We start from the raw sequence: 15898 nt of genomic DNA, 5'->3' as shown, positions 1-15898 counted from the left end.
GTAATGGCTCGCCGGGGTCGTTCCGTCAGGCATGTGACTGGCTCGACGGACCTGCCGTAGTGGGCATGTTGGAGAGTCGCAGGAGAACCGGCGCACGGTCAGCGGGGCCGGCAGCGGCCGAGCGCAGCTTGCCCCTCAGGGGAACTGGGCCGGCAGGCCGGTGCATGGTGGGTGCGGTGTTGCGTTCCGTGGGGCCCGGCGGGCCGTCGGACCCCACGGGTGTGAGGGGCGCGGATCAGGTCTCACCGCTGTTGTCGACGCTGGTCGTTCCGCCTCGGGGGTCAGTTGCGGTGGCCCCAGTCGAGGCGGTCGGCCAGTCCTGCGGTGGTGAAGGCGGCCGCCAGGTCCTTGCGGCCTTCGGTGAAGTGGGCCCAGCTGTCGTAGTGGACGGGCACCACGCGGCGGGCGCCGAGTATCCGGGCGGCTTCGGCGGCTTGGGCACTGTCGAGGACGAGGCACTGGCCGTCGAAGAGCACGGGGAAGCGAGGTGCTCCCGCGAAGAGGAGGGCGGTGTCCACCGGGGCGAAGCGCGCGGCGATCTGCTGGACCAGGTCGAGCGAGGCGTTGTCACCGCTGACGTAGACGGTGGGCAGGCCGTCGCCGGCCAGGACGAAGCCGATGACCTGGCCGGCGATCGGTTCGACATCCTCGCGCACGCCGGGCCCGTGAATGGCCGGCACGCCGGTCACGGTGATCGTGCCGCCGCCGGGGCGGTCCAGCTCGATGGACTCCCAGTCGGCCATGCCCGTGGCCCCTTCCCCGAGGCGCTTGCCGCCGCTGGGGGTGGTGAGGGTGAGCGGGACGTCGGCGAGCAGAGCGCGGCCGGAGTTGTCGAGGTTGTCGGCGTGCTCGTCGTGGGAGAGCAGGACCACGTCGACGCGGCCGAGGTCGGCCGGAGTGCCGACGGAAGGTGCGGTCTTGGTCAGGACCGGGCCGCCCGGCACCGGGTAGTCGCCGGGAGCGTCGAAGGTCGGGTCGGTCAGGAATCGCAGGCCGCCGTACTCGAAGAGGGCGGTCGGGCCGCCGAAGACGCGGACGGGGAACTGCTCGGGGGCAACGGAAGAAGACACGAAGGAACACCTCACGGATGATTTCGATTTAACCGTGAGGTGACCGTAGACGCTTCTCACGGATGAATGCAAGTGAAAACGTGAGAATCCCGGATCGGGCAGGCCGTACCATGAGGGCTGTGGAAGAGAACGCGATCGCCGAGCCCGCTCTGCCGCCCGCTCCGGGGGCGGAGCAGTACCCCTCGCTCGCCCTTGCCAACAGCACCATCGCGCTGCCCGGCGGGCACTACATCGACCAGCTCGGCACCCCCGCAGGGGCGAACCACTGGCTGACGGAACGCGGTCTCGCCCCGGTCGATGCGGGCATGCGGGAGATGTGCGCGACACAGCTGCGTTCCCTGCGCGAACAGATCAGGTCGCTGTTCGCCTCACGCGTCGCCGGGCTGTCCGCCCTCCCCGCAGCCCTGGATGCGGTCAATGACGCGCTGACCAGGGTCCCCACCGCCCCGCTGTTGCAGTGGGACGACAAGGCAGGCCCCTACCGCGCGGCCCCGCATCCCACCAGCCAGATCGTCGACCACGCCGTCGCCGCCCTCGCCGCCGACGCCGCCGACCTGCTCACTTCCCCCGACGCCGAACGTCTCACCGCCTGCGGCAGCGCACCCTGCAACCGCTACCTGCTCCGGCACGGCCGCCGCCACTGGTGCTCGACCCGTTGCGGCGACCGGGCCCGCGCCGCCCGTGCGTACGCCCGGCGCGCCCGGCCCGAGGAGAACTGGACCCGCCCCGCACAGGGCGGTTGAGGCCACGGGGCCCAGCTCATTGCCGACGGCCTGCCCCCACCAGGCGCAGGCACGACGGGCGAGGCCGGCGATGACGGTGTCCACCAGGCCGGGCTCGGCATCGCCCGCCCGCATACCCTCGTCCTCGCCGTACAGCGAGACGTACACCGCCTGTCCCACCGAACTCAGCAGCGCCTCAGAGATCATTCCCGGGACCGTGCACGAGCCGCTCTCGCGGGCGGTCCCATACGAACCGGTGCTCGGGGCGTCCCGTCTCGCCGTAGCGCAGGCTCAACCTGATACAGCCGTCCGCTCGAGCATTTTCAGGTACCGCTCTGCCGTCTGCCGGCTCCGTCCGCACCGGCTGGCGACATCGTGGGCCGAGAGGGGTCCCTCGGCCGACCGCGGGACCTCCCGCACCAGGTCCGCCGCCGAGTGGCCCTTCGGCAGGGGGACGATCCGGCGGAGGCACCACCGAGCACACCGGAGATCCGGTCGACCTCGTCCTGTTCGGCCTCGCCGCCGCTGTCGAGCGTGCGCCGCAGCGCCGCGTAGCCCTCGAGCGGGACGCGTAGCCCGGCGAAGGTGAAGGGCTTGACCAGGTAATGCAGGGCGCCGTGCCGCATCCGGGCCGGATGGTGGCGACGCCGAGGGCGGCGGTCACCATGATCACGTCCATGTGCGGCCCGCGCTCCCGCATCCGCCTCACGAGCGCGAGCCCCGTCTCGTCCGGTGGGTAGTGGTCGAGGAGGACGAGGTCCATCTCGGTGTGCTCGAAGCAGGTTTCACCACCGGTCCGCGCAGGCACGGTCTCCGGCCCCGCACCGTGACAGCGCCCGGCCGGTCCCCCGCCCGGCCCCGGGCTCGTACCGGGGCGGGGGCGCGCCATGCCAGGCCCACCCCGTCGGTTATCGTGTGGCCTCGGCCCCTCGCGGGCAGTGTTGATCAACTGTCCCCCGTCGGGTGATGGTCCGTACGCCTTGACGGAGAGCACGCGCGTGGCAAGCACGGAGACACGTCCGGCACCCCTGCCGACCGGCCTTCCCGGCCTTTTCGACCCGCCGTTCGTCGCCGACCCCTACCCCACGCTGGCAGCGCTGCGGAGCACCTCGCCAGTCCACTTCGATCCCGGCACCGGCCTCTGGCTGGTCAGCCGCTACGCGGATGTGCGCAGCGTGCTGCTGGATCCCGGCACGTATCTGCCCGACAACGCCCAGCACTCCGTGACACGCCTGCCCGTATCCGCCCTGCGCGTGCTCGCCAGGGCGGGCTTCTCCCTGCCGCCCGCCCTCGCCAACAACCGCGGCGCCGAGCACGCGGGCCTCCGACGCCTGGTCATGCGCTTCTTCAACGCCGAGCGTGTGGCGGCGGCGGTGCCGACGGTCGAGCGGACGGCTTCGGAGATGCTGGCCGCTCTACGGCCCCACTATGCCGCCGGCGACCACTGCGACCTGGCCGCCGAGTACGCGCGACTCCTGCCGTGCCGGGTGATGATGCGACTCCTCGGCATCGAGGGCGTATCCGCCGCCACACTCGCGGCGTGGAGCGATGCTTCACTGGAACTGTTCTACGGTCGTCCTCCGGCCGAACGGCAGCTGCACCTGGCGGAGCAGGTCGGCACGTTCCACCAATGGCTGACCGCCCAGGTGTCCGCGGCCACGGCGCCGGACGGGCTCATCGGCGGACTGCGACGGCACCGCACGCCGGACGGGACCCCGCTGGATGTCGCGACCGCCGTGGCCGTGTGCTTCTTCGTGTTCATCGCCGGGCAGTCCACCACCGGGCAACTGATCTCCACCACGCTGTTGCGGGCCGTGGCCGACCCAGAGGTCTGGGCGCGCGTCGAGGCGGAGGACGGCTTCGCCAAGGCGTGGGTGGAGGAGATCCTGCGCCGGGAGCCGCCGGTCACCACGTGGCGCCGAGTGACCGCACATGAGACGGAACTGTCCGGCGTACACCTGCCGGCCGGTGCGCAGCTCTTGCTGATGCTCATGGGCACCGGGTCGGACCCTGACGTGTTCGACGACCCCGACCGTCTGTGCCCGCACCGGGAGAACATCCGTCACCACCTGGCCTTCGGTGCGGGACGGCACCGGTGCCTGGGCGCCTCCCTTGCCCGCACCGAAGCCGCAGTCGCGCTGCGTGCGGCAGCACGCGCCCTGCCGGACGCGACGCTCGCGGAGCCGAAGGCACAGCCGCCGATGCTCGGCCTGCTCTCCTTCCGTGCGCCGCTTCAGGTCGTGGTGCGCCGCTGCCCCGGCCGGTGACGGTTCGCCCGCTCTGAGGCGGGCGAACCGTCGAGGCGTCGGCGACCCCGTCGATTGACGGGTGGCGGGGATGGGCCGCGCTCACGCCGTCGGCGAAGCCCACGCACACCGGCGTGCGCCGGCGTCCAGGAACGCCTCCGACCCGGCCCAGGAGTGGGCGTTCGTCCGGCCGATGTCAGGAGCTCCTGAGGATGACGAGTTGCCGGGTCGCTCGGGTCATCGCGACATAGCGGTCGACAGCTCCTTCGATGCCCGTGCCGAACGCCTCTGGGTCGATGAGGACGACGAGGTCGAACTCGAGCCCCTTCGTCAGTTCCGGGGGCAGCGACCGGACGCGGGGCGTCGTCCGGAATGCGCCAACTCCGATGTCACCAGCGCCGATGACGCAGGCGATCCCGTCGGCATGTGCGGCGAGCCAGGTGTCGAGGATCGAGCTCAGATCCGAAGAAGATCCGTGTACGACGGGGATGCCGCTGCTGCGGATCGAGGTCGGCACGTTGGCATCCGGGAGCACGGTCCGGATGACCGGCTCGGCTTCTGCCATGATTTCCTCCGGCGTCCGGTAGTTGATGCTCAGGGAGGCCAGGTCGATCCGGTCGAGCCCGATCCGCTGGAGCCGTTCCTGCCACGACTCCGTGAACCCGTGCCTGGCCTGGGCACGATCCCCGACGATGGTGAAGCTCCGGGACGGGCACCGGAGCAGCAGCATCTGCCACTCCGCATCGGTCAGTTCCTGAGCCTCGTCCACGACGATGTGCGCGAACGGGCCGGCGAGCAGGTCCGGTTCGGTGGCGGGCAGTGCGGTCTCGTCGGCCAGGGTGTCCTGCAGGTCCTGACCGCGCAGCATCGTCACCGCACCTTCACCGTCGTCATCGGCCTTGAGCAGGTCTTCGATGACGCCCGCCATGCGCTCGCGTTCGGCGGCGACAGCGGCGTCGTTCCGACGCTTTCGTCGTGCCGCTTCCGGGTCGCCGAGCCGCTTCCGGCTTGCGTCCAGGAGCGGCAGGTCGGACACCGTCCATGCCCGGGCGTCCGGGCGCTGCAACTTCCGAACGTCATCGGGGCCGAGCCAAGGTGCGCACATCCGCAGGTAGGCGGGTACCGACCACAGGTCTCCGACGAGGTCAGCCGCTTCGAGCAGCGGCCACGCGTGGTTGAAGGCGGTGAGCAGCTCCCTGTTCTGCGACAGTGACTTGCGGAGCAGATCGGCTGAGACGTCGGCGTCGTGCTTGTCCAGCACGATCGCGACGAGCTCCTCCCAGACCTGGTCGCGCGCCTCGTTGTGCGGAGTACCGGGTTCTGCTGCTTCGAACGCCGCGGCCCAGTCGTCCGCGCTCAGCCAGATGTCGGACCAGTGGGTCGTGACCGTCATCCCCGCGGTGGGCGGCGCCTCGTAGAACCTGACGGCCGTCTCGATCGCCGTCACCATGTTCGCCGACGACTTCAGGAGGGCCACGTTCGGGTCGGTCTCGATCGCGGCTCCGGCTCCCTCGGCGACGAGGTCCCGCAGGGTGCAGGTCTGCACCCCTTCCTCTCCGAGGCTGGGGAGGACATCGGCGACGTAGGCCAGGTAGGGCCGGTGCGGACCGACGAACAGCACGCCGCCCCGACGGTGACCGAGGCGAGGGTCGGAGTGGAGGAGGTAGGCGGAGCGGTGCAGAGCGACGACGGTCTTTCCCGTACCCGGACCGCCGTCGACGACGAGAGCGCCGCGGGATCCCGCCCGGATGATGGCGTCCTGGTCGGCCTGGATGGTGCCGAGCACGTCGCGCATCCGTGGCGACCGGTTGCCGCCCAGGCCGGCGATGAAGGCGGACTGGTCGTCGAGCGCGGCGTGCCCGACCAACCCGTCCGAGGTGAACACCTCGTCCCAGTAGTCGCTGATCCGGCCGCGGGTCCAGCGATACCTGCGGCGGCTCGCCAGACCCATCGGGTTGGCGTGGGTGGCTGCGAAGAACGGCTCAGCCGCGGGGGAGCGCCAGTCGATCAGCAGCCGACGGCCCGCGTTGTCGGTGAGGCCAAGTCGTCCGACGTACACGGGCTCGCGGTCGTCCGCGCCGACCATGCGTCCGAGGCACAGGTCCAGACCGAAGCGCCGCAGTGCGCGCAGGCGAGCGGTCAGCCGGTGGATCTCCATGTCCCGCTCCATCGCCTGCTGGCCCAGGCCGCCGGGTGCCCTGCGCTCGGCCTCGAGGCGGTCGGACAGATCGGCGATCGACTGCTCAAGGCACTCCGAGATGGCCTCGAAGTGCTGCTCATCTCCGGCGATCAGCGCCGGGTCGGCCTTGGGGGAGAGGCGGTGGGGAAGGTCGAACGCGTTGGTGGTCAGGGGGTTCACGTCATCAGCTCCGATATGAGGCCGCTTGCGGCCATTGCGCGCGGCAAGGCGTCCGGACCGGCGTGACGAACCCGGTGGCCATGACGAGCAACGCTCCGCCTGACATGGACCCCGTGGCCGTCGTCGGTTCAGGTCGCCAGGCTCTGTGGGTTCCCGTGTTCCGGGTCCTGGCTCGACTGTCCCGAGGGGTTACGCGGACACTGGCGGCCTTTCCCGGCTGATCGCGTCGAGCAGCAGCTTCGCGGCCACCGCCGCCCCGTCGGTCCGGATCGCGCCGGCCACAGCCTTCGCCCGTGCACGGGTCTGCGAGGTCAGGGCCGTCCTGAGCGCGGCCGACAGAGACTCGACGGTAGGAGTCGGGCCGTCGTGTGCCGCGCCGATGCCCAGCTCGGCCACCCGGCCGGCCCAGTACGGCTGGTCCACGAACTGGGGTACCACCACTTGGGGCACGCCGGCCCGGGCGGCCGTCGTCGTGGTGCCCGCGCCGCCGTGGTGCACGACGGCGGCCACCCGGCCGAACAGCTGCTGCTGGTTGACCTCGCCGACGACGAAACAGTCGTCCCGGTCGTCGATCAGGGCCAGGTCGGCCCAGCCGCGGCCCACGACAGCGCGGTGGCCCTGTGCGCGGATCGCCTCGATGGCCACCTGGGCGACGTCCGTCGATGCGCGCATGGGCATGCTGCCGAAGCCCACGTACACCGGTGGTGTGCCGGCGTCCAGAAACGCCGCCAACTCGGCCGGCAGCGGGCGTTCGTCCGGTAGGATCCACGCGCCGGTCTGCACGAGGTCGAGATCCGTCAGTTCCTGCCACGGCCCCAGGGTCGGGTCCGCCGCCAGCCACGGCTGGTCCGTGAAGACGTGGTCGCGGACGTTGTCCACCGGTGGCAGGCCGATCGAGGCCCGGTGGCTGTTGAGTGCCGCGCCGTACAGCGCGTTCACGCGCTGGGCGTCCAGGTCCCACAGCACCCGGTTGTCCGTCACGTCCGATGGGAACGGCGGGCCCGGCCGGGGCGACGGCGGGTAGTGCGGCGACGGCAGTTCGAACGGGTGGTAGCACGCGTACACGTAGCGGATGCCCAGTTTCTCGGCCACCGACCGAGCGCCGGCCGGCATCAAGCCGGCCGCCACCAGCGCGTCACATCCCTGGGCCGCCGAGGCGAGCGTGTCGAACCGTGCCGCGACCAACTCGACCGCGAGCCGGAACGCGTCTGCCGCCGACGGCGGCGTCACGCCGGTCACCAGCGCGCGCACCGACGGGCCGCACGGCACCAGGGGGACGCCGACACCGGCCAGCAGTTCCGCGAACTCCTCGTCCGGCGGCGCGCACACCCGCACCTCCGCGCCGAGTTCGCGCAACTGCACCGCGAGTCCCGCCATCGGTTCGACATCCCCGCGCGACCCATACGTCAACAACAACACACGCACTGAGCGACTCCCGTTTCCGCAGGTCCTGGCTTCGGCCGGCAATTCTGCGGCACGCCTGGGGCCTTGCCGCAAGCCCCCCGGTGCGCTATACCTTGAGAGTGGCAAGGAGTGGGTGACCTCCTTGCTTTGTCTTTGTTCGTCCGCGCGCGGGCAGGGCCGCAAGCGCCGACCAGTCCCCGCGGACGTCGAACAGTGTGAGCCGGCCGCCCTCGACGAGCCGCCGCGCCCCCGAGCAGCACACAGCCGTATCCGCCTATGTCACCCGCGTCCTGGAAGCCTTCGGCTTCCACGACTGCCCCTCGCACACCGAGGTCGTGCTGACCAGGCGCGGGCCGCGGATCATCGAGATGCACAACCGGATCGCCGGGGGCGCCATCATTGACCTCGTCTGCCGGAGCTGATCAGCATGATCGCCAAGCACACCGGCGTCCGGGCACCGCGCCGGAGCATGTCGCCGGCTTGGGGGAGGTCGACAGGGGTACTCGCGGCCGAGAAGCGGAGGCACACCCCGGAAGGACACGTCATGACCAGCGCACACCGCACATCAGTGACCAGGTCACCGGTCCAGCAGGCCGCGATGCTCGTCGGAGCGGTGTTCCTTCTCGTGGGCATTCTGGGCTTCATCCCGGGCGTCACCACCAACTACGGCGCGATGGAATTCGCGGAACACCACTCGCAAGCCAAGCTGCTGGGCCTGTTCCAGGTGTCGATCCTGCACAACGTGGTGCACTTGCTGTTCGGTATCGCCGGCCTCGCCATGGCCCGTGCCGCCGCCACCGCCCGTACCTTCCTCATCGGGGGCGGCGTCATCTACCTGGCCTTGTGGCTCTACGGATTGATCATCGACAAGGACAGCGCCGCCAACTTCGTTCCGCTCAACACCGCCGCCGACTGGCTCCACTTCGTCCTCGGCGCCGGCATGATCGCCCTGGGCGCCCTGCTGGCCCGCCCCGTGACCCGCACCCGGGGCCTTTGATCCGACCGCGCACCACCGCCAACGAGCCGTCCGGCGGTGCCGGCGAATGCGCCATGGGTGTTCGGGAGTCCGGGTCGGCGGGCACCGGCGCCGGTCAACCGTACGCGTAACTCACGGCGGCGGCTTCGGCCAGACATGGGGACCGCCGCCCCGCCACTCGATCAGCTCGGTGTTCTCGACGTCGAGGACGTCCGGGTCGAGTCCGGCATGGCGGAGGAAGTCCGCAAGGTCGCGCAGTTCATAGGCCACCCCGAGGATCCGCGAGTCCAGCCGCACGCGGCGGCCACCCGTCGATGACGGCGGGTACACGACTACAGGCGGCATGATGGCCATGCCCATAGCTTCCACTCGCCCCGGTAGGGGCGCATCCGGTAGCAATCACACGAAGATGCACGTCCGCGAACGGGCGTCATCGGCGTACGAACACCCTCCCCGGCCTCTCTTCCAGGCGGAGTGGCCGCGATTCCAAGAGGGCTTCACCGCTGCGCGTGCGGGGGAGCTGATGCACATTGCTGACGTACATCCCAGCAGGGGTGTGCCCGCCCGACGTCGGCATGGCTCGTGATCACGTGCCCAGACGCGAGAGGCTTCTGCCTGTGGTTCAGCCTGTGAGATTGCGGACAGAGTCGTGGTGTTTGCCGTGTGCGGCTGCATATGCTCGCCGCGGCGGGCGGGCTCATGCGGAGCCGCCCATGATGGAGCGGTTTCCATGAGTCAGCAGCACGTGCACGTCCGGGTACGCCGGGACATGGCTGTCTCCGACGACGGCGAGCTGGTTGAGCAGTACGCCTGCCGGTGCGGCGCCTCCTGGACGAGGAGGTACGAAGACCCCGGGCCGGAGTGACGCCGCGCTCCGGGCGCTCGGGGCCGTATCTGAGCCGTCAGGCGGTTTCGCCGCCCTCGATCTGCCGGTGCTTCCCGTTGACCCGGCCCTCCGGGGTCGTTGCCCACGAAGATGTCTCAGGCCTGCTCTCTACGGGGTCTGGCTCTTCCCCACGCCCACCCCGCGCCCCAGGGAGGCGCGGAGACGGTCGTAGCGATCCACGTCCGTCCAGACGTCGATGGGGTGCGGGCGCGAGACGTACCACGCCCAGACGCTAACGCCGAGAGCGGCCGTCAGCGGGATGAGCAGCCAGACAAGTGCTTCCATGGGCGTTCCCCGCTTCGCGGTCGGTCTTCCTTCGTTGCATTCCGTGGACGCCGCGCCTGCGGCTTGACAGCCGCAGGGCGACTCGTGGTGCACCGGTCAGGACTGCGATTCCTTCTGACCGGCACCGCTGATCGCGATCTTCCGCGGTGTCGCTATTCGGCGACCGGGATCCGCAGGCTCAGCGATTTATATATGTTCAGAGAAACCGTTTATTTACAAGAAACGACTCAAGCTTCTTTTCGCATCGATGGCCCAGGTAATCGTGGAAGAAAAGGACATCGTCGTCCGCTGGGCGGTGAACGAGCCGGTGCCATGCGTCGAACTGCGCCGGCGGGCACCCCTCTCCTGCCTGGCCGTCTCCCACCCGTACCCATACGAGGCGCTCCATGCAGGCGCCTTCGGTTTCAGGAACCGGAGGCCGGTTCCACCGGGTAGAAGGTGATCAGGGTGGCGGTGCCCTCTGGGTCCAACACCCGGACGGCGGTCTGAGACGTCGCAAGCGTGGTGATGTCGATCTCCTGCGGGTGCGGCACCATGTGTCTCAGTACGACGGGGCAGCGGGGCGGTTCTCCGCCGACTCCGACGATCGCCACATCGTCCTTCGGGTCGTAGGCGAGGTAGGAGAAGGGCAGCCGCTCGGCTTCGTACTGGTGCCCGATCGACGGGTCCACCACTTCGATGGTGACGAGTTCCCTGTCGTGGGCGGCGGTGACCTCATCGAGGGCCCCGCTCCAGCCGCTGCGGTCGAGCGATGGAGTGCCGGCCATTGCTGTCGCTCCTCCCTCCGGCCTCATGAACCGGGCCCCTTCCCATGCTCGCGCGTGCCGTTGCCTGTCGCCACGGCCGGCGATCGGGGACACGCCGAACCGGCTGCTTCAACGCCCCGGCCGCATCCGCCCCGTAGCCTCGGCACCGTGACGCTCACAGACGGAAGATACCGGCTCGGACCGTCCACCGGCCGCCTCTTGATCAAGACCGGCCGCGCCGGGCTGGGCCGCAGGGCGGGGCACGACCTCACGATCGAGGCCACCCGATGGTCGGGGGAAGCGGTCGTGGCCGTCAGTGCCCCGGATACGTCGTCGGTGTACGTGACGGTTGAGACGGCCGCGTTGGAGGTGCGGGAGGGAACGGGCGGACTGAAGCAGCTCACCGACGCTGACCGGGCGGAAATCAATCGGACGATGGGGGACCAGGCCCTGCTGCACACCGCAGAGCACCCTACGATCACCTTCCGTTCCACCGCCATCGCGGGAACACTCCAGTCGTTCGAGATCACCGGGGACCTCACCATCAAGGGCCGGACCCACCCGGTGACGCTGCACGGTGAGGGGAATGAGAACGGGCTCCTTCGCGGATGGGCGACCGTCACGCAATCCACCTGGGGAATCAAGCCCTACACCGCGTTCTTGGGCGCGCTGCGGCTGGCCGACGAGGTCCGCGTGGAGTTCGAGGTGGCCAGGCTCGAGCAAGCCGACCGGCCTGCGTAGCCGCCGCCGCGTGGCAGGCCGGCTGGAGCGGTCGGCCATTCCCGCCTCGCCCAGCGCGCGCCAGCGGTCCGCCCATCGCTCGGCAGAGGTCGCGGAGCCCTGGAAGCGGTCGGCGGACCCGTCGCAGGGGCCCGGTCGTCCTCGCCGGCGCAGCGGGCACCGCACAGAAACGCGATCCTGGTGAGGATCAGGGATCCGGGTACTCGAGCTTCCGGACGTGCCTGTCCCGCGGCCGTTCGTAGCGTCGCGGGTACCGGTCCCGCCGACAGTGATCCGCCGTTCCCCCCACGGGACAGGCACCTCGCCCAAGCGGACCCGGCTGAGACCGCCGGGCTCCAGGGACCGAGGTGAGGAGGCGAGGTCATGGGGGCGACATTCTCGCTCGGGCGGCTGGCCGGCGTGCGTGTGGGAGTGCACTGGAGTGTCCTGGTGATCTTCATCGTGATCGCCATGGCATTGGCGCTGGGACGCCTGCCGGAGGCTCACCCGGACCATCCGGCATGGCGGTACTGGATCGTGGGGCTGGCCGCCGCCGTGGTTTTCCTGGGGTCTCTGCTGGCACACGAGATCAGCCACGCGGTCGTCGCCCGCCGCAACGGCATCGAGGTCGAGGACATCACCTTGTGGATGCTCGGCGGCGTGGCACGACTGAAGAGCGAGGCGGCCACCCCGGGCGCGGAGTTCCGTATCGCCGGTGTGGGGCCGCTGGTCAGCCTCGGCGCCGGCCTGTTCTTCGGCATCCTGGCCGGTGTGCTGGCGGGGCTCGTCGGCGTTGGTCTGGCGGTGGAGGCTCTGGCCTGGCTGTCGGGCATCAACATCCTTCTGGCCGTCTTCAACGCGCTTCCGGCCGCGCCACTGGACGGCGGACGCCTGCTGCGGGCGGCGCTGTGGAAATGGACCGGCGATCAGCTGCGAGCCACCATGGTCGCCACGACCGCAGGGCGGCTCCTGGGATGGGTACTGACCGGACTGGGCCTGTACCAGGTGTTCCTCGGGGCCGCGTTCAGTGGGATCTGGCTCATGCTGCTCGGCTGGTTCATGATCGCCGCAGCAACCGCCGAGAGCGGCCAGGCCGGTATGCGGGAACTTCTACGCGGAGTCCCCGTGCGGCAGGCCATGACCGCCGACCTGCTGGTGACCTCCGCCCGCACCACCGTCGCCGACTTCCTCGCGGACCCCGTCTTCCGCTACCGGCACTCGGCCTTCCCCGTGATCGACGACCAGGGTGACCCGGTCGGGCTCGTCACCGTCAACCGTCTGCACCAGGTCCCCGCGGAGCAGCGGGCCGCCACCACGCTCGCCGAGACGATGATCCCGCTGCGGGACCTGCCGACCGCCCGACCCGACGACCCCCTCATGCACCTGCTGCCAGAACTGGACACCAGCCCCGCCAACCGGGCGCTCATCCTGGACGAAGGCCGCCTGGTCGGCATCGTCACCTCCTCCGACATCAGCCGCATCACCTCATGGCTGACATCCACCCAGGTCTGGCGCTCAAGGAGCTGAAGCCCCCTCACACGCGTCGTCGAGAGGGCCGGGTCAGGCGCCGGGGCCATGAGCCTGGATGGTGAAGGCGACCGAGCCCTCTCCGCGGAACGCAGGGTGAGGTGAAGGAAGTCGCCGTCACGCGTGATGTCGCGCACCGGCCCGCTCGGTGCTCGAGCTCCATGGCCACAGCCCAGGCCCAACAGCGCATACAGGGGCAGACCTTCTGCAAACGACAGCCCCCGCGACTGGCAGAGGGCCCGTCAAGGGCGCGGATGACCGTCACCCTGGAGGACGACACCGTCCGAAGCCTGCGTACAGTCACTGTGACGTGGACCGGACTGATGGCACGATAGCGGACAGGCCGGACCACGGTCGGTTCCACCTCTCCTGGGGCACCTATGAACATCTCGCTCCCGTTCCGACTCTTCGCCGCAGCGACCGCGATCGGCCTGTTGCTCACTGCATGCAGTGGTTCCGGCGGGTCCCCGAGCGCATCGGGATCGGCGCCCGCCGCACCCGGGACGCCCGCGTCCTCGCACATGACGCCCACCGTGGCCCCCTCGGCGGCCACCTCCTCGGCCACGAAGGCCCCGACCACGCCCACGCCGACGCCCAAGGGCACACCGGCGCTCGGCTCTTGGAGCCTCCAGCCGGTGTGGCCGTTCGCCACGCTCGCCCAGGCTCAGGCCTGGGAGCGCGCCTACCGCGACGGTGGCCACCAGCCCTGGCACCGCGACCCCGGTCAGACCGCGCTGGCCTTCACCCGTGACTTCTTGGGCTTCAAGGAGATCGACCGGGTCTCCTCGCGCAAGGTCAGCGGTCGGCACGCCCGTATCGGCGTCGCACCGACCGGGCCCGAGAGCGGCACCGCAGCGGTGATCCACCTCGTGCGGTTCGGCACCGGCCCCGATGCCCCGTGGGAGGTCGTCGGCACCGACGACACGACGTTCTCCCTCACCACGCCCGCGTACGGGTCGCTCGTGCACTCACCGCTGGTGACCGGCGGGCGGATCTCGGGAGTGGACGAGAGCATCCGTGTCCAGGTGCGCCAACCCTCGTCCGAGGCGCCGTTGGGCACCTCCCCCTGCTGCACTCCCGCGGGCGGCGACGACCAGCCATGGAAAGTGAAGGTGTCCTTCTCCGGGGCTCACGACCCCGTGCTCACGGTTGTCGCCTCCACGGGCGGTCACGTGGCCGCCGTCGAACGCTTCACCATCACGGCGGTACGCGCCGGCTGACCGCTCCTGACGTATCCGCCATGCGGCGCCCTGCTCCAGTCGGGGTCAGCTCCAGCGCGATCAGATGGACGGTGCTCGCGAGGTAGCCGGATCCGTCGATCAGAATCGCGCTGACGCCCCCGGAAACCTGGACCGCGTCGTGTGCGGCGGCTCCGGCGGTGCACTCGGACGCACCATTGCGCAGGGTTGCCAGAGCGGTTGACCACGAGGACTGGGCGTCTTCGTCCGGAATCGGGTCGTAGGCTTCGGCAGCGGCGAGATTGTTCAGGAGTTCCTGGCATGCGGGCCCGATGATGCCGATGGGGGCCGTGCTCACGTCATTGACCCTGGACGTGCCATCCGTCAAGCGCATTATGTGCGTTTCGCCGCCTGAGGTGTACCAGCTCTTGAGTTTCGCCTCGGGGGTTGACGCGCAAGCGCCGGTGAGCAGCAGGGCGGCTGTGAGGGTGAGGACCAGGAAACGCAGAGGGTCTCCGTGAGTTGACGGGGTCCTGGTCATCGCAGGGCCCGCGTGATCAGCCGAGCGAGCAGGCGGGTGCGGGGAACCATCTGGTCGACCGCGACGAACTCGGCGTCTGTGTGGGCGCCGCCTCCGACGGCGCCGAGGCCGTCCAGCGTGGGGCAGCCGGTGCCCGCCGTGTAGTTGCCGTCGGAGGCGCCGCCGACGGCGACGCCGCGAAGCGGCTCCTGGCCCAGCTCCGAGGCGCTTTGGCAGGCCAGGTCGAACAGTTCGGCGGAGGACTCCGGTTCCATGGGCGGCCGCCTCCGGCCGCCCAGCACGCTCAGCCGAGCGCCGTGCGTCCGGGGGGTCAGCCCGCGTAGGAGAGCGTCTATCCGGTCCTGCGCCGCCGCGGTGGCTGCTCGTACGTCCACCGATACCTTCGCCAGCGCGGGCACAGTGTTGAGCGTGGTTCCGGCCGACAGCAGGGTGGGTGTGACGGTCGGGGCCCCCGGGACAGAACCAGCGCCGTCGCCCATCAGGGCTTCGAGGCCGGCGATGGCCAGGATCTGGTGGGCGGCCTCGATCGCGGCGTTGACTCCCTTCTCGGGCTCCAGCCCCGCGTGGGCGGCCTTGCCGTGCACCACGATCTCGTAGCGCGAGGTGCCCTTGCGGGCGGTCTTGAGCGCGCCCTGTTCGTCCGCGGCCGCCTCCAGTACGAAGGCGGCCGCGCAATCGCGCGCGGTCGCCTCGATCAGCTCCCGGGAGGTCGGGGAGCCGACCTCCTCGTCACCGTTGACCAGCACGCACACGCCCTCCGGGGACGGCAGGGCGGCCAGCGCGTGGAACATCTGCACCAGCCCCGCCTTCATGTCCAGGACCCCGGGGCCGCGCGCGATCCCGTCGACCACCGACCAGGGACACGTCTCCAGCGAGCCCACGGGCCACACCGTGTCGTGGTGCCCCACCAGGAACACCCGCGGTGTGCCGAAGGTCCACCGCAGATGCGTCACACCGTCGAGCACGATCGTCTCCGGCTCGGCACCCAGCACTCTCGCGCCCAAGGCGCCGACGACTTCGGCGCTGCGGGCCAGGGCCTCGTGGTCGGCCGAGAACGATTCGCAGACCACGAGCTCCTCGAGATCGGCCAGCATCGCCGGCAGTGCGATCGCGGCTGCCCCGGTCACCGGGCCCACCCCGTTCGTACCTTCCTCGATGACAGCATGTCTCCTCCTGGGATCACCGCCTTGGTGAAGTCACAACGGCCTCAGCGCCTGAAGTGAAGTGAGCGCGAGGCA

Annotated in this window: 16 protein-coding genes and 2 pseudogenes; 8 read left to right on the top strand and 10 right to left on the bottom strand. The window is 70.3% G+C overall.

The genetic code is table 11. The features are described from left to right. Positions 1–281 precede the first annotated feature (281 nt). Entirely contained in the window at positions 282–1070 is a 789-nt protein-coding gene (locus ACH5AF_RS04530; RefSeq protein WP_398899909.1) for an MBL fold metallo-hydrolase, read from the bottom strand. A 110-nt stretch (positions 1071–1180) separates the two neighbouring features. Here ACH5AF_RS04530 and ACH5AF_RS04525 point away from each other — a divergent pair, with 110 nt between their 5' ends. Further along, positions 1181–1813, top strand: coding sequence for a CGNR zinc finger domain-containing protein (locus ACH5AF_RS04525; RefSeq protein ID WP_398899908.1), 633 nt, complete (start codon positions 1181–1183; stop codon positions 1811–1813). 175 nt (positions 1814–1988) lie between these two features. Here ACH5AF_RS04525 and ACH5AF_RS04520 read toward each other — a convergent pair. Then, positions 1989–2681 (bottom strand): annotated as a pseudogene (locus tag ACH5AF_RS04520) (response regulator). A 109-nt stretch (positions 2682–2790) separates the two neighbouring features. Here ACH5AF_RS04520 and ACH5AF_RS04515 point away from each other — a divergent pair. Beyond that, positions 2791–4059: a cytochrome P450 gene (locus ACH5AF_RS04515; RefSeq protein WP_398899907.1), complete on the top strand. Its 1269-nt coding sequence runs from the start codon at positions 2791–2793 to the stop codon at positions 4057–4059. Positions 4060–4234: 175 nt separating this feature from the next. On the opposite strand, the gene helR is transcribed toward ACH5AF_RS04515, so the two are convergent. Beyond that, a complete protein-coding gene (gene helR / locus ACH5AF_RS04510; RefSeq protein WP_398899906.1) occupies positions 4235–6397 on the bottom strand; it encodes an RNA polymerase recycling motor ATPase HelR in 2163 nt (720 codons plus the stop codon). Between the two features lie 189 nt (positions 6398–6586). Next, complete coding sequence (locus ACH5AF_RS04505) at positions 6587–7774, bottom strand: glycosyltransferase (RefSeq protein ID WP_398899905.1); 1188 nt, start codon at positions 7772–7774, stop codon at positions 6587–6589. Positions 7775–8016: 242 nt separating this feature from the next. Here ACH5AF_RS04505 and ACH5AF_RS04500 point away from each other — a divergent pair, with 242 nt between their 5' ends. Further along, complete coding sequence (locus ACH5AF_RS04500) at positions 8017–8223, top strand: hypothetical protein (protein WP_398899904.1); 207 nt, start codon at positions 8017–8019, stop codon at positions 8221–8223. Positions 8224–8345: 122 nt separating this feature from the next. Further along, positions 8346–8798, top strand: coding sequence for a DUF4383 domain-containing protein (locus ACH5AF_RS04495; RefSeq protein WP_398899903.1), 453 nt, complete (start codon positions 8346–8348; stop codon positions 8796–8798). Between the two features lie 111 nt (positions 8799–8909). On the opposite strand, the gene ACH5AF_RS04490 is transcribed toward ACH5AF_RS04495, so the two are convergent. Next, entirely contained in the window at positions 8910–9131 is a 222-nt protein-coding gene (locus ACH5AF_RS04490; protein ID WP_398899902.1) for a hypothetical protein, read from the bottom strand. A gap of 376 nt (positions 9132–9507) precedes the next feature. On the opposite strand from ACH5AF_RS04490, the gene ACH5AF_RS04485 reads away from it, so the two are divergent. Continuing rightward, the gene (locus ACH5AF_RS04485; protein WP_398899901.1) at positions 9508–9642 is read left to right on the top strand and encodes a hypothetical protein; all 135 of its coding nucleotides are present in this window, start codon (positions 9508–9510) and stop codon (positions 9640–9642) included. Positions 9643–9771: 129 nt separating this feature from the next. Here ACH5AF_RS04485 and ACH5AF_RS04480 read toward each other — a convergent pair whose 3' ends face one another. Both ACH5AF_RS04480 and ACH5AF_RS04475 read right to left on the bottom strand, forming a co-directional pair. Then, positions 9772–9948 (bottom strand): hypothetical protein, encoded by a 177-nt coding sequence (locus tag ACH5AF_RS04480; protein WP_398899900.1) that lies wholly within the window; start codon positions 9946–9948, stop codon positions 9772–9774. A 404-nt stretch (positions 9949–10352) separates the two neighbouring features. Then, complete coding sequence (locus ACH5AF_RS04475; protein ID WP_398899899.1) at positions 10353–10715, bottom strand: DUF5335 family protein; 363 nt, start codon at positions 10713–10715, stop codon at positions 10353–10355. Between the two features lie 147 nt (positions 10716–10862). Here ACH5AF_RS04475 and ACH5AF_RS04470 point away from each other — a divergent pair, with 147 nt between their 5' ends. After that, positions 10863–11435: a YceI family protein gene (locus tag ACH5AF_RS04470; RefSeq protein ID WP_398899898.1), complete on the top strand. Its 573-nt coding sequence runs from the start codon at positions 10863–10865 to the stop codon at positions 11433–11435. Between the two features lie 15 nt (positions 11436–11450). Here ACH5AF_RS04470 and ACH5AF_RS04465 read toward each other — a convergent pair. Continuing rightward, positions 11451–11552, bottom strand: a pseudogene (locus tag ACH5AF_RS04465) (IS481 family transposase); the annotation flags it as partial. A 246-nt stretch (positions 11553–11798) separates the two neighbouring features. Here ACH5AF_RS04465 and ACH5AF_RS04460 point away from each other — a divergent pair. Both ACH5AF_RS04460 and ACH5AF_RS04455 read left to right on the top strand, forming a co-directional pair. Further along, the gene (locus ACH5AF_RS04460; RefSeq protein WP_398899897.1) at positions 11799–12941 is read left to right on the top strand and encodes a site-2 protease family protein; all 1143 of its coding nucleotides are present in this window, start codon (positions 11799–11801) and stop codon (positions 12939–12941) included. Positions 12942–13321: 380 nt separating this feature from the next. Continuing rightward, positions 13322–14161, top strand: a complete 840-nt coding sequence (locus ACH5AF_RS04455; protein ID WP_398899896.1) for a hypothetical protein — start codon at positions 13322–13324, stop codon at positions 14159–14161. Here ACH5AF_RS04455 and ACH5AF_RS04450 read toward each other — a convergent pair. Both ACH5AF_RS04450 and ACH5AF_RS04445 read right to left on the bottom strand, forming a co-directional pair. After that, a complete protein-coding gene (locus ACH5AF_RS04450) occupies positions 14139–14477 on the bottom strand; it encodes a hypothetical protein (protein WP_398899895.1) in 339 nt (112 codons plus the stop codon). The genes ACH5AF_RS04455 and ACH5AF_RS04450 overlap by 23 nt on opposite strands. 179 nt (positions 14478–14656) lie before the next feature. After that, positions 14657–15754, bottom strand: coding sequence for a M20 family metallopeptidase (locus tag ACH5AF_RS04445; protein WP_398900435.1), 1098 nt, complete (start codon positions 15752–15754; stop codon positions 14657–14659). Between the last annotated feature and the right edge of the window lie 144 nt (positions 15755–15898).

It is taken from the genome of Streptomyces sp. NPDC018833 (genome assembly GCF_044390825.1).
Taxonomy (GTDB): Bacteria; Actinomycetota; Actinomycetes; order Streptomycetales; family Streptomycetaceae; genus Streptomyces.
This window is presented reverse-complemented; position numbering and strand designations above follow the sequence as displayed.

What these genes read in the sequence shown, in the direction of transcription:
- ACH5AF_RS04525 (WP_398899908.1), top strand. Translation starts at nt 1,181, where the DNA reads ATGAGGGCTGTGGAAGAGAACGCGATCGCCGAGCCCGCTCTGCCGCCC.
- ACH5AF_RS04505 (WP_398899905.1), bottom strand. Translation starts at nt 7,774, where the DNA reads ATGGCGGGACTCGCGGTGCAGTTGCGCGAACTCGGCGCGGAGGTGCGG.
- ACH5AF_RS04495 (WP_398899903.1), top strand. Translation starts at nt 8,346, where the DNA reads ATGACCAGCGCACACCGCACATCAGTGACCAGGTCACCGGTCCAGCAG.
- ACH5AF_RS04490 (WP_398899902.1), bottom strand. Translation starts at nt 9,131, where the DNA reads ATGGCCATCATGCCGCCTGTAGTCGTGTACCCGCCGTCATCGACGGGT.
- ACH5AF_RS04485 (WP_398899901.1), top strand. Translation starts at nt 9,508, where the DNA reads ATGAGTCAGCAGCACGTGCACGTCCGGGTACGCCGGGACATGGCTGTC.
- ACH5AF_RS04480 (WP_398899900.1), bottom strand. Translation starts at nt 9,948, where the DNA reads ATGGAAGCACTTGTCTGGCTGCTCATCCCGCTGACGGCCGCTCTCGGC.
- ACH5AF_RS04475 (WP_398899899.1), bottom strand. Translation starts at nt 10,715, where the DNA reads ATGGCCGGCACTCCATCGCTCGACCGCAGCGGCTGGAGCGGGGCCCTC.
- ACH5AF_RS04460 (WP_398899897.1), top strand. Translation starts at nt 11,799, where the DNA reads ATGGGGGCGACATTCTCGCTCGGGCGGCTGGCCGGCGTGCGTGTGGGA.
- ACH5AF_RS04455 (WP_398899896.1), top strand. Translation starts at nt 13,322, where the DNA reads ATGAACATCTCGCTCCCGTTCCGACTCTTCGCCGCAGCGACCGCGATC.
- ACH5AF_RS04445 (WP_398900435.1), bottom strand. Translation starts at nt 15,754, where the DNA reads ATGCTGGCCGATCTCGAGGAGCTCGTGGTCTGCGAATCGTTCTCGGCC.